The sequence below is a fragment of the Alteromonas stellipolaris genome, assembly GCF_001562115.1.
Lineage (GTDB): Bacteria > Pseudomonadota > Gammaproteobacteria > Enterobacterales > Alteromonadaceae > Alteromonas > Alteromonas stellipolaris.
Genome location: NZ_CP013926.1, coordinates 3,812,482 through 3,829,756 on the forward strand (window position 1 = coordinate 3,812,482; position 17,275 = coordinate 3,829,756).

Annotated in this window: 15 protein-coding genes; 12 read left to right on the forward strand and 3 right to left on the reverse strand. The window is 44.5% G+C overall.

Annotated features, from left to right (window positions below; genetic code table 11):
- Positions 1 to 11 precede the first annotated feature (11 nt).
- The 3 genes from pedF to AVL57_RS16225 all read right to left on the reverse strand — a co-directional run bounded on the left by pedF (position 12) and on the right by AVL57_RS16225 (position 3,537).
- Positions 12 to 512 carry a cytochrome c-550 PedF gene (gene pedF / locus AVL57_RS16215; protein ID WP_063456788.1) on the reverse strand — a complete coding sequence of 167 codons (501 nt, stop codon included), beginning with the start codon at positions 510 to 512 and terminating at the stop codon, positions 12 to 14.
- A 165-nt stretch (positions 513 to 677) separates the two neighbouring features.
- Positions 678 to 2,465, reverse strand: a complete 1,788-nt coding sequence (locus AVL57_RS16220) for a PQQ-dependent methanol/ethanol family dehydrogenase (protein ID WP_057789580.1) — start codon at positions 2,463 to 2,465, stop codon at positions 678 to 680.
- Between the two features lie 184 nt (positions 2,466 to 2,649).
- A complete protein-coding gene (locus AVL57_RS16225) occupies positions 2,650 to 3,537 on the reverse strand; it encodes a substrate-binding periplasmic protein (protein WP_057789578.1) in 888 nt (295 codons plus the stop codon).
- Positions 3,538 to 3,721: 184 nt separating this feature from the next.
- Here AVL57_RS16225 and AVL57_RS16230 point away from each other — a divergent pair, with 184 nt between their 5' ends.
- The 12 genes from AVL57_RS16230 (at position 3,722) to AVL57_RS16280 (ending at position 17,065) form a co-directional block, all read left to right on the forward strand.
- The gene (locus tag AVL57_RS16230; protein WP_231885050.1) at positions 3,722 to 4,996 is read left to right on the forward strand and encodes a type 1 periplasmic-binding domain-containing protein; all 1,275 of its coding nucleotides are present in this window, start codon (positions 3,722 to 3,724) and stop codon (positions 4,994 to 4,996) included.
- Complete coding sequence (locus AVL57_RS16235; protein ID WP_057789576.1) at positions 4,993 to 5,973, forward strand: PQQ-dependent catabolism-associated beta-propeller protein; 981 nt, start codon at positions 4,993 to 4,995, stop codon at positions 5,971 to 5,973. The genes AVL57_RS16230 and AVL57_RS16235 overlap by 4 nt, the downstream gene beginning before the upstream one ends.
- Positions 5,964 to 6,683: an ATP-binding cassette domain-containing protein gene (locus AVL57_RS16240; protein ID WP_057789574.1), complete on the forward strand. Its 720-nt coding sequence runs from the start codon at positions 5,964 to 5,966 to the stop codon at positions 6,681 to 6,683. The genes AVL57_RS16235 and AVL57_RS16240 overlap by 10 nt, the downstream gene beginning before the upstream one ends.
- 60 nt (positions 6,684 to 6,743) lie before the next feature.
- Complete coding sequence (pedC, locus tag AVL57_RS16245; protein ID WP_057795914.1) at positions 6,744 to 7,553, forward strand: lanthanide ABC transporter permease protein PedC; 810 nt, start codon at positions 6,744 to 6,746, stop codon at positions 7,551 to 7,553.
- A 26-nt stretch (positions 7,554 to 7,579) separates the two neighbouring features.
- Positions 7,580 to 9,358 carry a leucyl aminopeptidase family protein gene (locus tag AVL57_RS21440; RefSeq protein ID WP_082746067.1) on the forward strand — a complete coding sequence of 593 codons (1,779 nt, stop codon included), beginning with the start codon at positions 7,580 to 7,582 and terminating at the stop codon, positions 9,356 to 9,358.
- Between the two features lie 94 nt (positions 9,359 to 9,452).
- Positions 9,453 to 9,524, forward strand: coding sequence for a pyrroloquinoline quinone precursor peptide PqqA (gene pqqA / locus AVL57_RS21070; RefSeq protein WP_073324441.1), 72 nt, complete (start codon positions 9,453 to 9,455; stop codon positions 9,522 to 9,524).
- 70 nt (positions 9,525 to 9,594) lie between these two features.
- A complete protein-coding gene (pqqB, locus tag AVL57_RS16255) occupies positions 9,595 to 10,515 on the forward strand; it encodes a pyrroloquinoline quinone biosynthesis protein PqqB (protein ID WP_057789570.1) in 921 nt (306 codons plus the stop codon).
- Position 10,516: 1 nt separating this feature from the next.
- Positions 10,517 to 11,272 carry a pyrroloquinoline-quinone synthase PqqC gene (pqqC, locus tag AVL57_RS16260; RefSeq protein WP_057789569.1) on the forward strand — a complete coding sequence of 252 codons (756 nt, stop codon included), beginning with the start codon at positions 10,517 to 10,519 and terminating at the stop codon, positions 11,270 to 11,272.
- Positions 11,272 to 11,547: a pyrroloquinoline quinone biosynthesis peptide chaperone PqqD gene (pqqD, locus tag AVL57_RS16265; protein ID WP_057789567.1), complete on the forward strand. Its 276-nt coding sequence runs from the start codon at positions 11,272 to 11,274 to the stop codon at positions 11,545 to 11,547. Before pqqC ends, pqqD begins: the two co-directional genes overlap by 1 nt.
- Complete coding sequence (pqqE, locus tag AVL57_RS16270) at positions 11,540 to 12,724, forward strand: pyrroloquinoline quinone biosynthesis protein PqqE (RefSeq protein ID WP_057789565.1); 1,185 nt, start codon at positions 11,540 to 11,542, stop codon at positions 12,722 to 12,724. Before pqqD ends, pqqE begins: the two co-directional genes overlap by 8 nt.
- 18 nt (positions 12,725 to 12,742) lie before the next feature.
- On the forward strand, positions 12,743 to 14,470 hold the full coding sequence (locus AVL57_RS16275) for an insulinase family protein (RefSeq protein WP_057789563.1): 1,728 nt from the start codon (positions 12,743 to 12,745) through the stop codon (positions 14,468 to 14,470).
- A 129-nt stretch (positions 14,471 to 14,599) separates the two neighbouring features.
- The gene (locus tag AVL57_RS16280; RefSeq protein WP_082604818.1) at positions 14,600 to 17,065 is read left to right on the forward strand and encodes a TonB-dependent receptor; all 2,466 of its coding nucleotides are present in this window, start codon (positions 14,600 to 14,602) and stop codon (positions 17,063 to 17,065) included.
- Positions 17,066 to 17,275 lie beyond the last annotated feature (210 nt).

The window sequence follows — 17,275 nt, forward strand, 5'->3', positions numbered from 1 at the left end:
CGGGAACATATTTAGTCTACTTCAATCTCGCCTTCTTCAATTGCTACTATTCTGCGTGCTTCTACATAGGTTTTAATGGCCCATAATGTCTCTTGATCTAAAATAGGCTCTGATTGTCCCTCTGGTATACCTCCTAGTGCAGGCATGCCTTTTGATGAACCAAAACGAAGGCGCTCCACGTACCATTCATCGTCTTCCATACTTTCTGGATCAAGCAGTCGTAAATCGGGATTTATGCCACCTGACTGCGCATGCAGACCATGACATACAGCGCAATTATTGGAATAGGCTGACTCACCAAACTCGTACACTTTTTTTTGTGTCTCTTGGTCTAAATTACGATAAGGGTTTTCAAAAACCCAGCCATCTTCAGACTCATCACCATTGGTAATTTTTTGCATTTCAGAGCTGTCAGCGCCTTGTGGCGTCACGTTGCCATGTGCAGCTAACTTGTGCGCCGTCAAGGCTAGAAAAAGCGTTGTAATTAATAGAGATACTTTTACTTTCATCATTCATACATCCTCAAAAGCCGATGAAAAAATTATACTTAATGTGATAATTGGGGTAACTCTACTTTGGTTTTGAAAGGCTCCTCCTTTGGGAGGATAAAGGGGAAATCAAACATAAAAAAAGCCGATACCTTCGACAGTACCGGCCTCAATTGTATTTATGAACTATTAGTTTTTGGCTACCTGCTCGTAGCGTTTGGGCAATTTAAATGTCCATACCGTGCCACCTTGGTTAAGGTGTTTAACCCGCTTAGCGACTTCACCGCCCCATAGAGGTACTGCGCCGCCCCAGCCAGATAACACAGACACGTATTGCTCGCCTTCCATCTCCCAAGTTACAGGCGAACCTACAATGCCTGAGCCTGTTTGGAACTTATAAACCATCTCGCCGGTTTTGTCGTCAAAGGCCATTAAGTAGCCTTCCGGGTTGCCGGTCCAGACTAACCCGCCGCCGGTGGTCATTACACCACCCCACAGTGGCGCAAAGTTATTATAGCGCCACACTTCTTTGCCCGTTTTAGGGTCAATGGCACGAAGCACACCAATAAAATCTTCATTAACTGATTTAATCGTAAAGCCAGCTCCTAGGTAAGCAGCGCCTTTTTTATACGAGGTGGTCTCGTTCCAAATATCCATTTCCCATTCATTGGAAGGTACATAAAACAAACCAGTATCAGGTGAATACGCCATTGGCATCCAGTTTTTCCCACCTAAGAATGCAGGGCGAGCAACAACCTGAGCACCTTTCTTACCATCATCAGATAATGATGGGTTACCTGGACGAACATCTTCAATATAAAGTGGTCGGCCGTTTTCATCTAACCCTTTAGCCCACGTTAATTTATCTACAAATGGAAAGCCACGGATGAAATCACCATCTTCACGGTTCAACACGTAAAAGAAGCCGTTTCTATCCGCGGTTGCAGCGGCTTTCACCGTTTTACCTGACTCTTCGTAATCAAACGCGATAAGCTCGTTTACGCCATCGAAGTCCCAACCATCGTGAGGCGTGGTTTGAAAGTGCCACACAATTTTGCCAGTCTTAGGGTCAATCGCTAAGCGAGAGGATGAGAAATAATTGTCTCCCGGACGAAGATGAGAATTCCAAGGAGACGGGTTACCTGTGCCAAAGAACAACAACCCGGTGTCAGCATCGTACGTGCCACCTAGCCAGGTTGCCGCTCCGCCTGTTTTCCATAAATCAGCTGGCCATGTTTCACCCGGCGCACCACCAGAAATACCATTCTCGGTTTTTTTACCGTCCTTCCACATATAGCCCATGTGGCCTTCGACGGTAGGTCTAACCCAAATTTGTTTGCCGGTCTTAGCGTCATAAGCGTATACCTTACCCACAACACCAAACTCGCCGCCCGAATTCCCTGTGATCACCATGCCATCAATAATAATAGGCGCAGCAGTAATAGAGTAACCGGCTTTATAGTCTTCTACTTTTTTCTTCCAAACGGTTTTGCCCGTGTCTTTATCAAGGGCTACCAGTTTGGCATCTAGTGTGCCGAATATAACCAAGTTATCATACAAGGCAACGCCACGATTAATAACATCACAACAAGGCATAATGCCATCGGGCAAACGGGCTTCGTACTGCCATAGTTCTTCGCCAGTCATAGCATCAATAGCCCAGACTCGAGAGTAAGAACCTGTGACATACATAACGCCATCTTTCACCATAGGCTGAGACTCTTGGCCTCGCTGCTTTTCGCCGCCGAGTGAAAATGCCCAGACTGGTCGAATTTCTTCGATGGTATCTTTATTAATCGCAGACAATGGGCTGTATCGCTGTGCGCGTAGCCCCATGCCATAGGATACGATATCGTCAGTAGTGGCTTGATCATTTTGTATATCTTTGTCGGTCACGTTAGCTTGAGCGGGGGAAATTGCCCCTGCACAAACCAATAAAGCTAAGGCAATTCTTTTTAATGGTAATGATTTATTCATAACGTTTCCTAATTGCGTATTGGCCATGAATGGATCTGACATGCAGACTATTCGATAGAATTAGAATAGCGGTGCACAATGGTCGTGCCTATGGAACGGCTGAGTGAATTGTCCCCTCCTTTAGTAGGAGGAATTAACAGGAAGCATGCCCAAAATATTTAAGCAATTGGAAAAGCTTGAGCAACTAGGGCTCTACTGCATAGTAAGCAGGCATTTCATAAGTGGCATGATACTGACTAAAAATGTGCGCCATTTTTCCGGTCTGTACCATCTCGGTGATCACATCACCAACTTCATACGCTAGGGTTCGGTAGTCGTTATGTACTGCAATACCTAAGTCCCACTTCTGCTTCCCTATCAAGGGGAACGCATTACTAGCAAGCTGAAATTTTGCGTTATCAACAAATTGGGACAAATAACTGATTTGTGTTCGAAGCCCCATTACCGCATCAACATCCCCTTTTTTCATGGCACCAATGGCGAGTTCGTTGCTGGTATATTGCGTTGTGTTCTCTCTTAACCTCCCGCCAAAGGCAGAGGTGAGGTAAAAATGAGGAATACTGTCAATTTCAGCGCCAATCTTGTGGTATTGAAACATCGCCATGGTCTCTACCTCTGGCAATTGCTCAGTATTGTGAATTATCTGCCAGCTTTCTTGGTGGTAGGGAGCAAACATATGAACTAATTCATTGGCCAACAAGCCTATATCGTCTCGTTTTTGGGAAAATGAACGGTCGTAAGGAGCACGCATCATCAAATCAGCTTTTACTTTGTGAATGATGTGGCCCTTCCACAAAAAGTTGCGGAAATCATCTTCAGTTGTCTCTCCTGGCGTCATCCAAGTTAAGATAAGTTCCACGTTTAGCTTAGCTGCAATTTCTTTAGCAATATCGACATCTATTCCCCTAGCGGTATCAGCGTCTAAATATGAATAAGGAGGGTAATCGTTGTAAACCGCTATATTGATGTACTTGCTTTCGATAATGTCATCAAAAGACCGAGCGGCGACGTTCGCACTCCACCAGCAAAGTAAAATTAAAGGAAAAAATAAGGTAATTCGAAAACCTGACACTTTGAAAACTCTGTTTACGCTAGGTGCTTTTTATACTAATGCGCAGTTGGGTATTCTCGAATGATACTTTAGCGCCATAGCATTCCTCCTTTAGGAGGATGTTATTCGGGAATAATGCCATATACCCTTTTTGTATCTCGACTGACAAAAGGCACACTTTCAAATAAGAAGTGTGAATAGAAGTGTGAATAAAGCCCTTCGCTGGTTTATGAAAAAAGCAAAAGTATGGATAGGAATATCAACCTTACTGCTAAGCGTATCAGCCTTGCATGCTCATGTTCATGCCCAAATCCAGTCTGGAAGCAAATATAAAGGGCAAGCTGAAGCTCAGCAAAACACTACGAACATGGTCTATCTTAAGCTGAAACGCCCTACGCCCGCGGGCACGCCTTCGTATTTAATTAGCCCTACTGACGAAGGAATTGCGGGTGCCGAAATTGGTATTGAAGATGCCAATATTACGGGAAAGTTTTTAGGCTACTCGTTGACGCTTGCCCACATAAATGCTTTAGATTCAGCCGCTACCGACGCTATTACCCATGCCCCCGTGGTGCTTATCGATAGCCCAGATGCTCAATATCAAGAAGCCGTTCGTTCAGTGGTGTCGATTAATCCCAGCGCATTGGTTGTGAATGTAGCCAGTGGTAAGGATACATTTCGCCGCATGCACTGCGAGCTTAACGTCTTACACACCTACCCTAGCTACCAAATGAAAACCGATGCGCTTGGTCAGTGGCTTAGAACTAAGCGTTTGAGCTCGGTGCTTACCTTGCGCGGCGCTCATGAAAGCGATGAGGCTTACTTAGACGCATTTTTACGTACCGCGAAGAAATTTAAATTAAATATTGTTGAAAAGAAAACATGGCAGGCAAGCTTCGACTTACGTCGCTCTGCTTTTTCTGAAATCCCCCTTTTCACTCGAACTAAGAAACCTTACGACGCTATTTTTGCTGCCGACACCCAAAGTCAGTATGCCTACAGCTTACCGTTTAATACCCACCTTATTGTGCCCATTATGGGTTCGGCAGGTTTGAAACCATTAGGGTGGCATTTTACTCATGAGCAATGGGGCGCAAGACAGCTTCAGAATCGCTTTAAAGACAAGTTTTCACGCACTATGAATGAAGTAGACTTTGCTGCTTATGCCGCCATTATTGCTATATCGACCGCTTTGCAGCGAAGTGATAGCAGTGATTTTAAAAATAATGACTCTCAAATGCATGAGTCTGTTACAGGTACACGATTATTTAACGCATTAGTAGAGGGTCAACTGAGTATTGCGGCGTATAAAGGTAGGCAATTAACTTTCAGAAAAGGCACTCGACAACTTCGCCAGCCTATGGCGCTAGCACACGAAGAAGCGCTTGTGACCCACGCTCCCCTGTCTGGTTTTTTACACCAACTCGATGAATTAGACACCCTAGGTGATGCCACCACTACTTGTAAGGACGCCCTATGAGAACGCGATTTTTAGTCACTGGTATTTCGTTACTAAGTTTGTGGGTCACCAGCCTGAGTGTCAGCGCTATGCCACGGGCGTATGTAACTAATGAAAAAGACAATACCCTATCAGTTATTGATATGAATACATTTGAAGTGACTGATACATTAGACATTGGCGAGCGTCCAAGGGGCTTTATATTAAGTGCCGATCAATCGCATGCTTATATTTGCGCCTCAGATTCAGATCGCATTCAAATTATCGATTTAGACACCCATACCATCGTAGGCGACTTACCGTCAGGTGAAGACCCTGAAACTATAGCCCTTCATCCCAATGGCACTACCATTTACACCGCCAATGAAGACGATGCCCTGCTCACCGTTATCGATATTCCCTCCAGTCAGGTAATTGCACAAATAGATGTAGGGGTTGAGCCCGAAGGGTTAGCGGTAAGCCATGACGGCCGTATGATGGTGGTTACTTCAGAAACAACAAACATGGTGCACTGGATAGACACCAACACCCACGAGAACATTGCCAATAGCTTAGTGGATGCTCGCCCACGTGACGCCCACTTCACCGCCGACGATAAACATCTTTGGGTAAGCTCTGAAATTGGCGGCACAGTCACCATATTTGATACTCAAACCAAGCAAAAAGCACATACCTTGTCTTTTGATGTAAAAGGCGTGTACCGCGACAAGATACAACCCGTGGGGATATTGTTGATGCGAGACTCCCCCTACGCGTTTGTTGCCCTTGGCCCTGCAAACCGTGTTGCCGTGGTAAACACCAATACGTTTGAAATAGAAAAATACATAGTGGTAGGTAGACGTGTGTGGCAATTAGCGTTTAACCAAGACCAATCATTATTACTCACTACAAACGGAGTAAGCGGTGACGTGTCGGTAATTAATACTGAAACGCTCAATGTTGAAAAGACGGTTAAGGTGGGGCGTTACCCATGGGGAATTGCCGTTAAATGGAAATAGATATTCAGGGGGTTAGCCACACTTACGGTAAAGTGATAGCCCTTGATGACATTTCACTTACCTTAAAACCGGGTTTTAATATTTTACTTGGTCCTAATGGCGCAGGTAAGAGCAGCCTATTTGGGTTGCTCACAGGGTTACAACGGATTGGCCGTGGCAATATCCTATTTAATGGCAGTACTATAACGCATAACCGTGCGCCAATAATGAAACAGCTTGGCGTGGTATTTCAACAAAGCACCTTAGATATCGACCTTACCGTAAAGCAGAACCTAGCCTACTTTGCATCCCTCCATGGGCTGGCTCCAGATAAGTCAATTCTACGCATTAGTGACTTATTAAACGAACTTGATCTTAGCGACCGTCTGAATACTAAAATCCGACATTTAAATGGTGGTCACCGCCGTCGTGTTGAGTTGGCAAGATGCCTTATTCACCAACCCAGCACCTTGTTACTCGATGAACCCACTGTAGGGTTAGATATTGTCTCTCGGCAGTTAATTCATTCGGTGGTTCATGACCTAGCAGTGAAACAAGGCGTAACTGTGTTATGGGCTACCCATCTATTTGAAGAGGTATCGCTAACTGATCCCCTTGCCATATTGTTAAATGGCCGACTAGTAGAACGAGATATTTGCTCGGCATTGCTTGCTAAGCATCAGGCCCTAGATATTCATCAGCTTTGGGAGGTACTCACTCGTGCAGCATAATATCAATACCTACTGTAAGTACGAAAAAGCTACGCAGGCTAAAGCCCAGGACCTGCCATGATGTACTGGCGCTGTTTTGTGGGTGTTTTAAATCGTGAAATGCTGAAGTTTTGGCAACAGCGCTCGCGATTATTAAGTGCCTTAGTTCGCCCCTTGTTATGGCTATTTGTATTTGCGGCTGGTTTCCGTTCGGCGCTAGGGCTTTCTATGATCCCGCCCTACGAGACTTACATTCTTTATGAGGAATACATTGTGCCGGGTTTAGGCGCCATGATTATCCTTTTCAATAGTATGCAGAGTTCATTATCTATGGTTTACGATAGAGAAATGGGCAGCATGAAGGTACTGCTAATGAGCCCAGTGCCCCGATCATTTTTGTTATGCAGTAAGTTAGTAGCCAATACACTGGTTTCAGCAATACAGGTTTATTTATTCTTTTGCTTTGCGTTACTTGTTGACGTGCAGTTACCCTTAATGGGTTATGTCTACGCGCTGCCCATCATTGCAATACTGTCGATTTTTCTTGGCGCGCTAGGCTTATTACTGGCCAACTCGATTAAGCAATTAGAGAACTTTGCTGGTGTCATGAACTTCGTTATCTTTCCTATGTTTTTCCTTTCGAGCGCACTTTACCCGTTGTGGAAAATGCAAGAAGCAAGTGAGTGGTTATATCAAGTATGCGCCTTCAATCCGTTTACCAGCGGCGTTGAACTGCTGCGCTTCGGGTTATATGAAAAGCTTGCAACAAAAGAGCTTATGATTGTCTCCATGCTTACCCTTATTACCTTTACCCTGGCAGTAAGAAGCTTTAGGCCAAAACCGGCTACTGCTGGCTTTGGAAAAAAGAGCCTCGGAAAGAACAGCGCATAAAAAAGTCCTGACCAACAAGGCCGCTTATGACAAACACGACACACATGACAAACGTGATATTAGTACCCGAGTGCAACTTGCACGACATAGACGCAGATTGCGTGATTTGGCTTTGCTCGTCGGCAGATATAAACCCCACCATTAGCAACCTCCCCAAGAGCACGCAAACTTTTATTCAGCAGGTATTTGTTGATGAAGCGTTTATAGGCGCTAAGGGGCAAAGCATTTTATTGCATCGACCTGTAGGGGCGGCTGCAAAACGATGGCTTATATGGGGAGTGGGTGCTCTAGAGGAAAACCTCAATATTAGTTTTGATCATCCCTCGGCTTCTCATGGCACTCGCAAACTATTTATTGATATGTTTAAGTACGCCCTTTCGTTAAAAGCGGCAACGATCACTTTGGTGCTACCTTGCCGTGCTGTTTCTCGCAGTTTGCAAGAAGCAAGTAAACAGAGTAAGCAAGAAATAACATTTGTTAGCCAGTTATTGCGAGCATTTCACTTTTGTTATTACCAGTTTGCAGGATATAAATCGGCCCCCTGCTTAGCGGCGAAGAAAGTGACACGCTTAAATATACAAGTATCATCAACAGACATGGCAGCTGGCTTAGTTTTAGATAGCACGTTAGATGAAGTGTCAGGCGAGGCTCTTAGTGCGGACTCAACGTTAGCATCGGGCGACATTTCAGATGAATTACTAGCCTGCATTAATTATGAAGCAGCACTGGCACAAGGTATGGAATTAGCGCGAGATTTATCTCACATGCCAGCGAATTTATGTACCCCCGTGTATTTGGCTGAACAAGCTAAAATACTCGCTAACACCTACTCTCAAGTTACCACTAAGATAATCAATCAAGATGCGTTAGAAGCACTGGGCATGAATGCGTATTTAGCGGTTAATCGCGCGTCGGCATTCCCTGCGTCTATGCCGGTAATTCATTATTCAGGTAATTACTCTGAAAATGCCGAGAGTAGTGACAGTGCCTATAGCGGTAATAATGCCCATAGCGGTAATAATGCCCATAGCGGTGAAAACGACGATAGCATTACCGACAAAGGCAACAGCAGAAACACCAAGCCAATAGTCTTAATAGGTAAAGGTGTAACGTTTGACTCTGGTGGCATCACCCTAAAACGCGGTGGTGACATGCATCACATGATTTACGACATGGCAGGTGCAGCTTGCGTACTTGGTGTAATAAAAGCAGCTGCCGAGTTAGGCTTGAATATTAATATCATTGGAATATTGGCTACCGCTGAAAACAGCATTGGCGGCAACGCCTACCGGCCCGGTGATATTATTACTACCCACTCCAAACAAACTGTTGAAGTTATAAGCACTGACGCTGAAGGGCGCATGCTAATGTGTGACGCACTAAGTTACAGCGAACGGTTTTCCCCTCACTCTGTCATAGATATCGCCACCCTAACCGGCGCTGCCATTACCGCGTTAGGGCACACGTGCAGCGGTGTAATGAGCAACTCTCGTTCGCTAGAACAAGCGCTAGTTAAAGCCGGAGAGCAAAGCCACGACCCAATATGGCCCTTTCCGCTGTGGCCTGAATATCAAGACGCTATAGCCTCTTCCCATGCGGATATGACTAACGCAGGGAAAAACTCTCCGGGTATGATTACCGCAGGTTGCTTTTTATCTCGCTTTGCTCAGAGTTTTCCTTGGGCTCATATGGACGTGGCTGGTACCGCATTTAAATATGGTACTGCTAATTCGGCCACCGGCCGACCCATCCCACTTCTATTGGCCTATTTGCAACGCTTAGCCACTACCCGAAAATCATCATGATTCATGGTAATTCTCCTCCTTTAGAAGGATATCTGTTAACAGATAATCAACATATACTCATATTGAACTCATCCAAAAGACAGAGGAAATGACAATGTGGACTAAACCTCAATACACTGAAATGCGCCTAGGTTTTGAAGTAACGCTATATATCAGCAACCGCTAAACCAAAGCCATTGTGATAAGTAATCAAAAGGCTGCTATTGCAGCCTTTTTCAATTACCCAAGGAGTAGTTATGCAGGTATTGATTCTTGGCGCAGGCGCAGGTGGCGGTTTTCCTCAGTGGAATTGTCATTGCGAGAATTGCAAAGGCGCACGTCAGCAAACTATTAAGACAATCCCACGTACTCAATCGAGCATTGCGGTTAGTGTAGATGGTAACAAATGGGTACTCATTAACGCCTCGCCCGATTTACGGGAGCAAATAAATAGCCACCCGCAACTTTGGCCTGAAGAGCACGTTGCCCGAGGCACACGTATTTCATCTATAGTGCTAACCGACAGCCAAATAGACCATACCACCGGCTTGCTTACCTTAAGAGAAGGCCTGCCACTCCCTGTTTATTGCACCGATGTGGTAAAAGAAGACTTAACCACCAGCTTTCCTTTGTTTACTGTACTGAAACATTGGCACGGTGGCCTTCATCAACGCTCAATTAGTACTGACTTTAACCATACCTTTGTGCCTGAAGGCGCGGATGGACTTTTATTCCAACCTGTAGTGCTAGAGTCGAACGCGCCGCCCTATTCTACTTACCGCGATAACATTGTCCCGGGCAACAACATTGGCCTTAAAATTACCGACACCCAAACAGGACATGTGTTGTTTTACGCACCAGGATGCATGCAAGCCAATGACACGGTAAAGCAGGTTATGGCCAACGCTGAGTGCGTTCTTTTCGATGGCACCTTATGGGTGAACGAGGAAATGATTGAGTATGGCTTTAGCCAAAAACTCGGTACCCAAATGGGGCACATGCCAGTAAATGGTGAAAATGGCGCCATTGCGCTGCTTAATCGCTTCAACGTTAAGCGCAAAGTGCTGATTCATATTAACAACACTAATCCCGTGCTGAATGAAGATTCATCAGCCTTCCATGCCTTACAAGAGCAGAATATAGAGTTGGCCTACGATGGCATGCAAATAGAGGTGTAACATGTTGAAACCTGCATGGACTAAAGAAGAATTCGAACAACAACTACGCGCTAAAGGCGCTTACTACCATATTCATCACCCCTTCCATAAACGAATGAATGCAGGACATTGCAGCAAAGAAGAAATACAAGGATGGGTGGCAAACAGGCTGTATTATCAAATGGCTATTCCGGTTAAAGACGCCGCCATATTAGCAAACTGTGAAGACCAAGAAGTAAGACGCACGTGGATCCAACGGCTTATCGACCATGACGGCCGTGAAGGTGATACCAGTTTAGGTGGTATTGAAGCTTGGCTTCGCTTAGGAGAAGCCGTAGGGCTTAACCGCGATGAATTACTTGATGAATCTCACATATTGCCCGGTGTTAAATTTGCGGTAAACGCCTATGTGAATTTTGCACGCCGCGCATCGTGGCAAGAAGCCGCGTGTTCGTCTCTAACCGAAATGTTCGCCCCTGAAATACACCAAAGCCGACTTGATACCTGGCCTACCCATTACACGTGGATAAACCAAGAAGGATTTACCTATTTTCAAATGCGTTTAGGGCAAGCAAGACGCGATGTAGAACACGGGCTTCAAATAACCCTCGAGCACTTTGTTACCCGCGAGCAGCAAGAGCGTGCTTTGAACATTCTTCAATTTAAAATAGATATTCTGTGGAGCATTGCCGACGCCATCTGTTTTGCCTACGAATATGGCAGAAAACCTTTCGATGGCATTGCAGATCAACAAATTTGCCATACAGGGAGATTCTAATGACAAGCATAATAAAAACCCCATCGATGAACCCCTTGTTTCGCTTACAATACGAAAAAGTGCAAGATGGTTATGTGCTTCTCTTTCCCGAAGGCATGATTAAATTAAACCCATCGGCGTCGGAAATTTTAACCCTTGTTGATGGTGTGCGCACCACTGATGATATTGCAGTAGCACTTAGAAAAGCATTCCCCAATGCACCTGAAGATTTAGAAGATGACGTAGCCACTTTTCTACAACACGCTGAAGAGAAAAAGTGGGTGGTTTATGACTAACCAGGCATCGCAAGCTACTAAGTCTTCACAAGCTACCAAGGCTTCACAACCTGCCAAAGCTACGACACCACCTTTATGGCTACTCGCTGAGTTAACCTATCAATGTCCGCTACATTGCCCCTATTGTTCTAACCCCGTGAATATGGAAGAAACCTTTAACGAACTCAGCACTTCTCAATGGAAAAAGGTGTTTAGAGAAGCGAGGGAAATGGGTGCGGTTCAGTTAGGTTTTTCTGGCGGAGAACCCTTATTAAGAAAGGACTTAGAAGAGTTGGTAGCCTATGCCCGCGAACTTGGCTTTTACACCAACTTGATCACCTCTGGCATAGGCATGACAGAAAAGCGCATCGCCAAATTAAAAGACGCGGGGCTTGATCATATTCAGCTTAGTTTTCAGTCAGCGAATGCCGAAGTTAACGACCTTATTGGCAATAAACGCCACTCGTTCAAACAAAAACTGAATATTGCCAAGTTAGTTAAAGCCTATAACTACCCTATGGTGTTGAACTTCTGTATTACTGCGCAAAACATTCATGAAATTGAAGAAGTGATGGCTCTTAGTACTGAGCTTAAGGCCGATTTTGTAGAGCTTGCCACAGTACAATATTATGGTTGGGCGTACGAAAATCGTGAGCACTTACTACCAACAAAAAACCAGCTAGAGGAAGCTGAGCAGGCCGTTAACCGTTATAGAGACCAGCAAGATGGTGTGGGCCCTAAGTTTATGTTTGTCACCCCCGATTATTATGAAAATCGCCCCAAGGCGTGTATGAATGGATGGGGAACTACTTTTTTAACGGTAACGCCAGATGGCAGTGCCCTGCCCTGTCATAGCGCCAAAATTCTTCCCCTTACCTTTCCTAATGTAAAAGACTCCTCGGTGCAGAATATTTGGGAACACGATTTTAGCTTTAATCATTTTAGAGGCGATGACTGGATGCCCTCGCTCTGTAAAACCTGTGATGAAAAAGACAAAGATTTTGGCGGATGCCGCTGCCAAGCCTTTTTACTCACCGGTGATATGCACAAAACTGACCCCGTGTGCGATAAGTCACCAGATCATCATTTAATGAAAACAATTACCGACAAAGCTGGGCAACAGACAAGCTCAACTTTAAAATTTCGCACAGTGAAAAACAATATTCCTGTGAAGACGATACAAGACCTTACCGTTTAAATACTTAAACGCTTAGTCATGATTGATATTCGATATGTACCACACCATGCTCAAAGCCCTAAAGGAAGCGTATCACCATTCACGGGAGTATTCGTTGTAAATACCCCAGCACATGATCATTCTGGCATCTCTCACCTGGCAGAACACATGTGCTTTCGTGGGTCGCCGTACTACCCTGCCGATCATGAACTTTTTGTAGCAAATGCATTGTTACCCTTAGCTATCAACGCAACGACCTACGCTGGTTGTACGTATTTTTATGTCCAATCCGAAGATAAAGCGCTGTTCATCAGTGCGATCCAATACTTATATAGTGGCCTTACAAATACCCATTTCTCCCAATGCGCTTTTGAAGCAGAGCGAAATGGCGTACTCGTTAACGAGCTCACGCTGCTTGAAGGCAATATCGATTATGCCAATAACATTGCAATACGCCGAAATGATACCAGCCCCATGGCCTATCAACATGCCGGCGGCTTTTCAGATTCAGTATTAGAGATTAGTTTTGACGACTTAATTGATTATAAGAAAACATGGTACAAGGGGAGTCATAGCACCCTTTTAGTCCGTGGCGCAGATACTGACGGTAATGAAATAATATCATTATGTAGCCAGGCTATCGCAAAGGTTGGCGCTAGAGGTTTTCATGCTAAGTCAGGCGATGCTATGCCTCATGATAAGGTTGCTGAAGCGCCCTTAAACACTTTGAAGCGCGAGACCTCAGACTCTGTTTTACCTATGAGCAGCTACCCTATAAGTACTCATCATATGAGCACTCCCCAAATAAGTAATCCCCATTTGAGACCAACAGAAAATTACGTGTCTACGTGGTGGGTGCCACAGGAATTCACTCACGACTTGCTTAAGGTCGAAAGCCTGATTAAAAGTAAGATTGAAAGCCTGGTTCAAAAAAAGGTTGAATGCAGCTCTGACGCTTTAGGCCATTTTTTTATTGATGATGAAGTAAACCATGCGGGCATGATTGCTCTTCGGTTTGTACATAATTCAAAGGCCAATGCTCAAGCGCGTACAGTTGCACATAAAAATGTGGTGTCCCTATTAACTGACCTCAATGTTGAAGCCAAACCTCGATTATTTACCGACACTAAATTACCCAACACAGTGCAGCGACTTATTAGAGATTTTCAACAACAAACGCATTCTCGGTATAGCAAGCCGCACTCGCCTTTAAAATTATCACCGTTTGTCGACTACCTGTGCAGTGTGCATGTTTGCCAAGCTGCTATCCATGAAGTTGGCGTTAAAAATAAGAACGAAGACGCGCCGATAAACGATAACTGGGCTCCTACAGTTGAGGTTGAGAATAAGAATGAGGACAAGGTAAAAGACAGCGAAACTGCGCTGCTCGCTGCAAACTTTGCCTCGTTGTTGTCATTAGATAACCTACCTGTATTACCTAGATTACTGCATAAGCTTGCCGTACGTTCTACACAATCCGCACAGTCGGCACAAAACCCGGAGAACAGGTTCCAGTGTATTGGCAATCACTGGGTGTATCGAGTAGATACCCAATTCCATCATTATTTGATAGATACCGTGACTGGCGCTTCGTTTTGGCAACCTCGTACAAACGGGGAGTGTTACGCACTAGGGGTAGCACAGTTTAATGGTGAGATTTTCATTTATGGAGCGCAAGATAATCAAGCGTCGACCCGTGACCTGTGGTGTAAAAACACGCTCGCCAAAATTGACACCAATGCTAGCGTAAGTTATAGCCCTGCATAATAAAAATCCGCTACTTAGGACTTTTATATACTACCAATTTACGACTCTTCCTCCCCCTTTAGGAGGATATTTTTCGGGAACCACCTACACGATACTGATTGCATACTCGTTCATTGAAGAATCAGAATCATGATAATAAAAAACACAACACCTTTATCTTACGCACTCATCGCTTCAAGCGTGTCATTGGCACTTTGCAGTCCAGCCTATGCCAATACTAAAACAGACAGCCAACAGCCAAACAGTGAAGTAGAGGTAATAGAAGTTCATGGAGCAACCGCACTGCAAACCGGCAGTGATGCAGTGCCAATTTTTGGTAGTGTTCAATCCATATCTCAAGAAGAGATAGAAACAAGCGTAAGTCGCTCTCTGCCAGAACTCTTAAAGTCCCAATTTGCCAGCGTGAATTTGAATGATGCGCAAAACAATCCGTTTCAACCCGATTTACAATACCGAGGTTTTACCGCGTCACCACTGCTCGGCTTACCTCAAGGTATCTCGGTGTACATGAATGGTGGCAGAATTAACGAGGCGTTTGGCGATACCGTAAATTGGGATCTTATGCCTCTTGATGCTATCGATACGGTGGCGCTGTATTCGGGCTCTAATCCCCTGTTCGGCCAAAATACATTAGGTGGCGCACTGGCACTAAATACCAAAACTGGCTTTTCCTTCGATGCCAACGAAGTAGATGCCACTGTAGGGCAATACGGTCAGTCAGCGCTATCGATAGAATCTGGTGGAAATAATGGTAATTGGGGCTATTACATTAATGCCAATCATTATAAAGAAGATGGGTGGCGGGATTACTCGCCTTCAGAGGTAAATCAAGTATTCAGCGCCGTGTCTTACCAGGACAGTAAGCGACGAATCGATTTTAACTACTTATATGCCGATAGCGAGCTATTAGGCAATGGTGCCTCACCAATTGAACTACTAGAAATAGAAGGCCGCGAAGCGGTGTATACTCATCCCGATCAAACGAACAATGAGCTACATCACTTCAGCCTTTCTGGAGACCTACAGCTAAGCGACAATCACCTTCTCTCGTTCAACGCCTTTTACCGCGACAATGAAACCACCAGCATAAATGGTGATGACAGCGACTTTGGCGCATGCCAATTTAGCGATGGCCGTATCACCTTGTGTGAGCTGGAAGATGACGACGATGATGATGATTTTGATGGCGATGACGATGATTTTGATGGCGATGACGATGACGACGACGACGATGATGACGAACTAGCCACGGTTGGCGATGATGTAGAAGCCGTTGCTTTCATTGGCTACGATGAAGAAACTGCCCTATCAGATATTTCAAATGTATCACCCGATGAGATAGACGGCACATACAACACGGGGTTATCAAGTTCAGAAGCTTTCGGGGTTTCTTCTCAGCTTGCCAGTAATTATGAATTATTAGGCAAACCATCTGTGCTGGTGATAGGGGCTACTTACAATAAAGGTGATATCAATTATTCAGCAGATACCACCTTTGGGATATTAGAGAATGATACCGCTAGCGATTCCCGTACGGTTATTCCACTTCAAGGGATCCAATCTGCTGAAGAAAGAGTAAGGCTTGATGTAGACACCACTGCGTGGTCGTTACTCTTTGTTAATACCACCCAACTTACAGATAAAGTATCGCTAAACATTGGTGGCCGCTTCAATCGCGACCATGTGCTAATGGAAGATTTAAGTGAAGACGGTGATGATTCTCTTGATGGTGACCATAGATTTACGCAGTTTAATCCCGCCATAGGGTTAGATATTGCGCTTAGTGATACGTCGCAGCTAAACCTAGCTTTTAGCCAGTCATCTAGAGCACCAAGCCCAGCAGAATTAAGCTGTGCGGACGAAGAAGATCCGTGCCGATTACCCAATGGTTTCGTTGCCGATCCGCCATTAGCTCAGGTAGTTACACAAACTATTGAAGCTAACTATGTCGCAACTTTTAATAACATCGACATGATGCTAAATGTTTATCGTAGTGAGAGTGAAGATGACATCATTTTTCAGCAAGCTGGCTCAGTCGCATCGAGAGGCTACTTTATTAATATCGACGCTACCCGCAGACAGGGCGTTGAATTCAGTATCAGCTCATTTTGGAAAAAGCTTGATTATCGATTTAATTACAACTATCTAGACGCGACGTTCGAGTCTCCCTTCACCTCTTTTAGTCCTTTTAATCCGTTAGGGGCAAATAGACAAGTTGAAGCGGGTGACACTATTCCTGGACAACCAAAGCACAATATCAAATTTTATCTAGACTACCCGTTAAGCCAAGAAACCAGATTAGGCGCAGAAGTTATCTTAGCATCTAGCCAATACTTCCGAGGTGATGAAGCCAACGAAAATGACACCTTAGATAGCTATGTGGTGACTAATCTTTACTTGAACCATCAGTTTAATCACACCTTTAGTGCCCAACTACGAGTGAACAATGTGTTCGATAAAGAATATGAAACCTTCGGCACTTATGGCGAGGCTGATGAAGTATTAGAAGACATTTACCCTGATGTAGAAAGCCCCTTATTTGTAGGGCCAGCCCAACCTCGCATGGTGAGTTTAAATGTGAAAGCTAAATTTTAATTTAGCGAGCTTTTAAATTAAAGGTATAGATTAGGCGTTATGCGCCTAATTTTTCTTAGTCCTAAAGGACGAGGCTAACAAGCCTTACGTCCAATGGTTCAAAAACTATATAAATCTATTATCAATTTTACTGACACCCGAAATTTAAATTAGGGCATATGAGAAAAGATTAAATTCTCATTATTAAAAAATACCACTCACACTGGGACA

Excerpts from the sequence above, each read along its gene's own strand:
- pedF (WP_063456788.1), bottom strand. The coding sequence starts at position 512 with ATGATGAAAGTAAAAGTATCTCTATTAATTACAACGCTTTTTCTAGCC.
- AVL57_RS16220 (WP_057789580.1), bottom strand. The coding sequence starts at position 2,465 with ATGAATAAATCATTACCATTAAAAAGAATTGCCTTAGCTTTATTGGTT.
- AVL57_RS16235 (WP_057789576.1), top strand. The coding sequence starts at position 4,993 with ATGAGAACGCGATTTTTAGTCACTGGTATTTCGTTACTAAGTTTGTGG.
- AVL57_RS16240 (WP_057789574.1), top strand. The coding sequence starts at position 5,964 with ATGGAAATAGATATTCAGGGGGTTAGCCACACTTACGGTAAAGTGATA.
- pedC (WP_057795914.1), top strand. The coding sequence starts at position 6,744 with ATGTACTGGCGCTGTTTTGTGGGTGTTTTAAATCGTGAAATGCTGAAG.
- AVL57_RS21440 (WP_082746067.1), top strand. The coding sequence starts at position 7,580 with ATGACAAACACGACACACATGACAAACGTGATATTAGTACCCGAGTGC.
- pqqB (WP_057789570.1), top strand. The coding sequence starts at position 9,595 with ATGCAGGTATTGATTCTTGGCGCAGGCGCAGGTGGCGGTTTTCCTCAG.
- pqqC (WP_057789569.1), top strand. The coding sequence starts at position 10,517 with ATGTTGAAACCTGCATGGACTAAAGAAGAATTCGAACAACAACTACGC.
- pqqD (WP_057789567.1), top strand. The coding sequence starts at position 11,272 with ATGACAAGCATAATAAAAACCCCATCGATGAACCCCTTGTTTCGCTTA.
- pqqE (WP_057789565.1), top strand. The coding sequence starts at position 11,540 with ATGACTAACCAGGCATCGCAAGCTACTAAGTCTTCACAAGCTACCAAG.
- AVL57_RS16275 (WP_057789563.1), top strand. The coding sequence starts at position 12,743 with ATGATTGATATTCGATATGTACCACACCATGCTCAAAGCCCTAAAGGA.
- AVL57_RS16280 (WP_082604818.1), top strand. The coding sequence starts at position 14,600 with ATGATAATAAAAAACACAACACCTTTATCTTACGCACTCATCGCTTCA.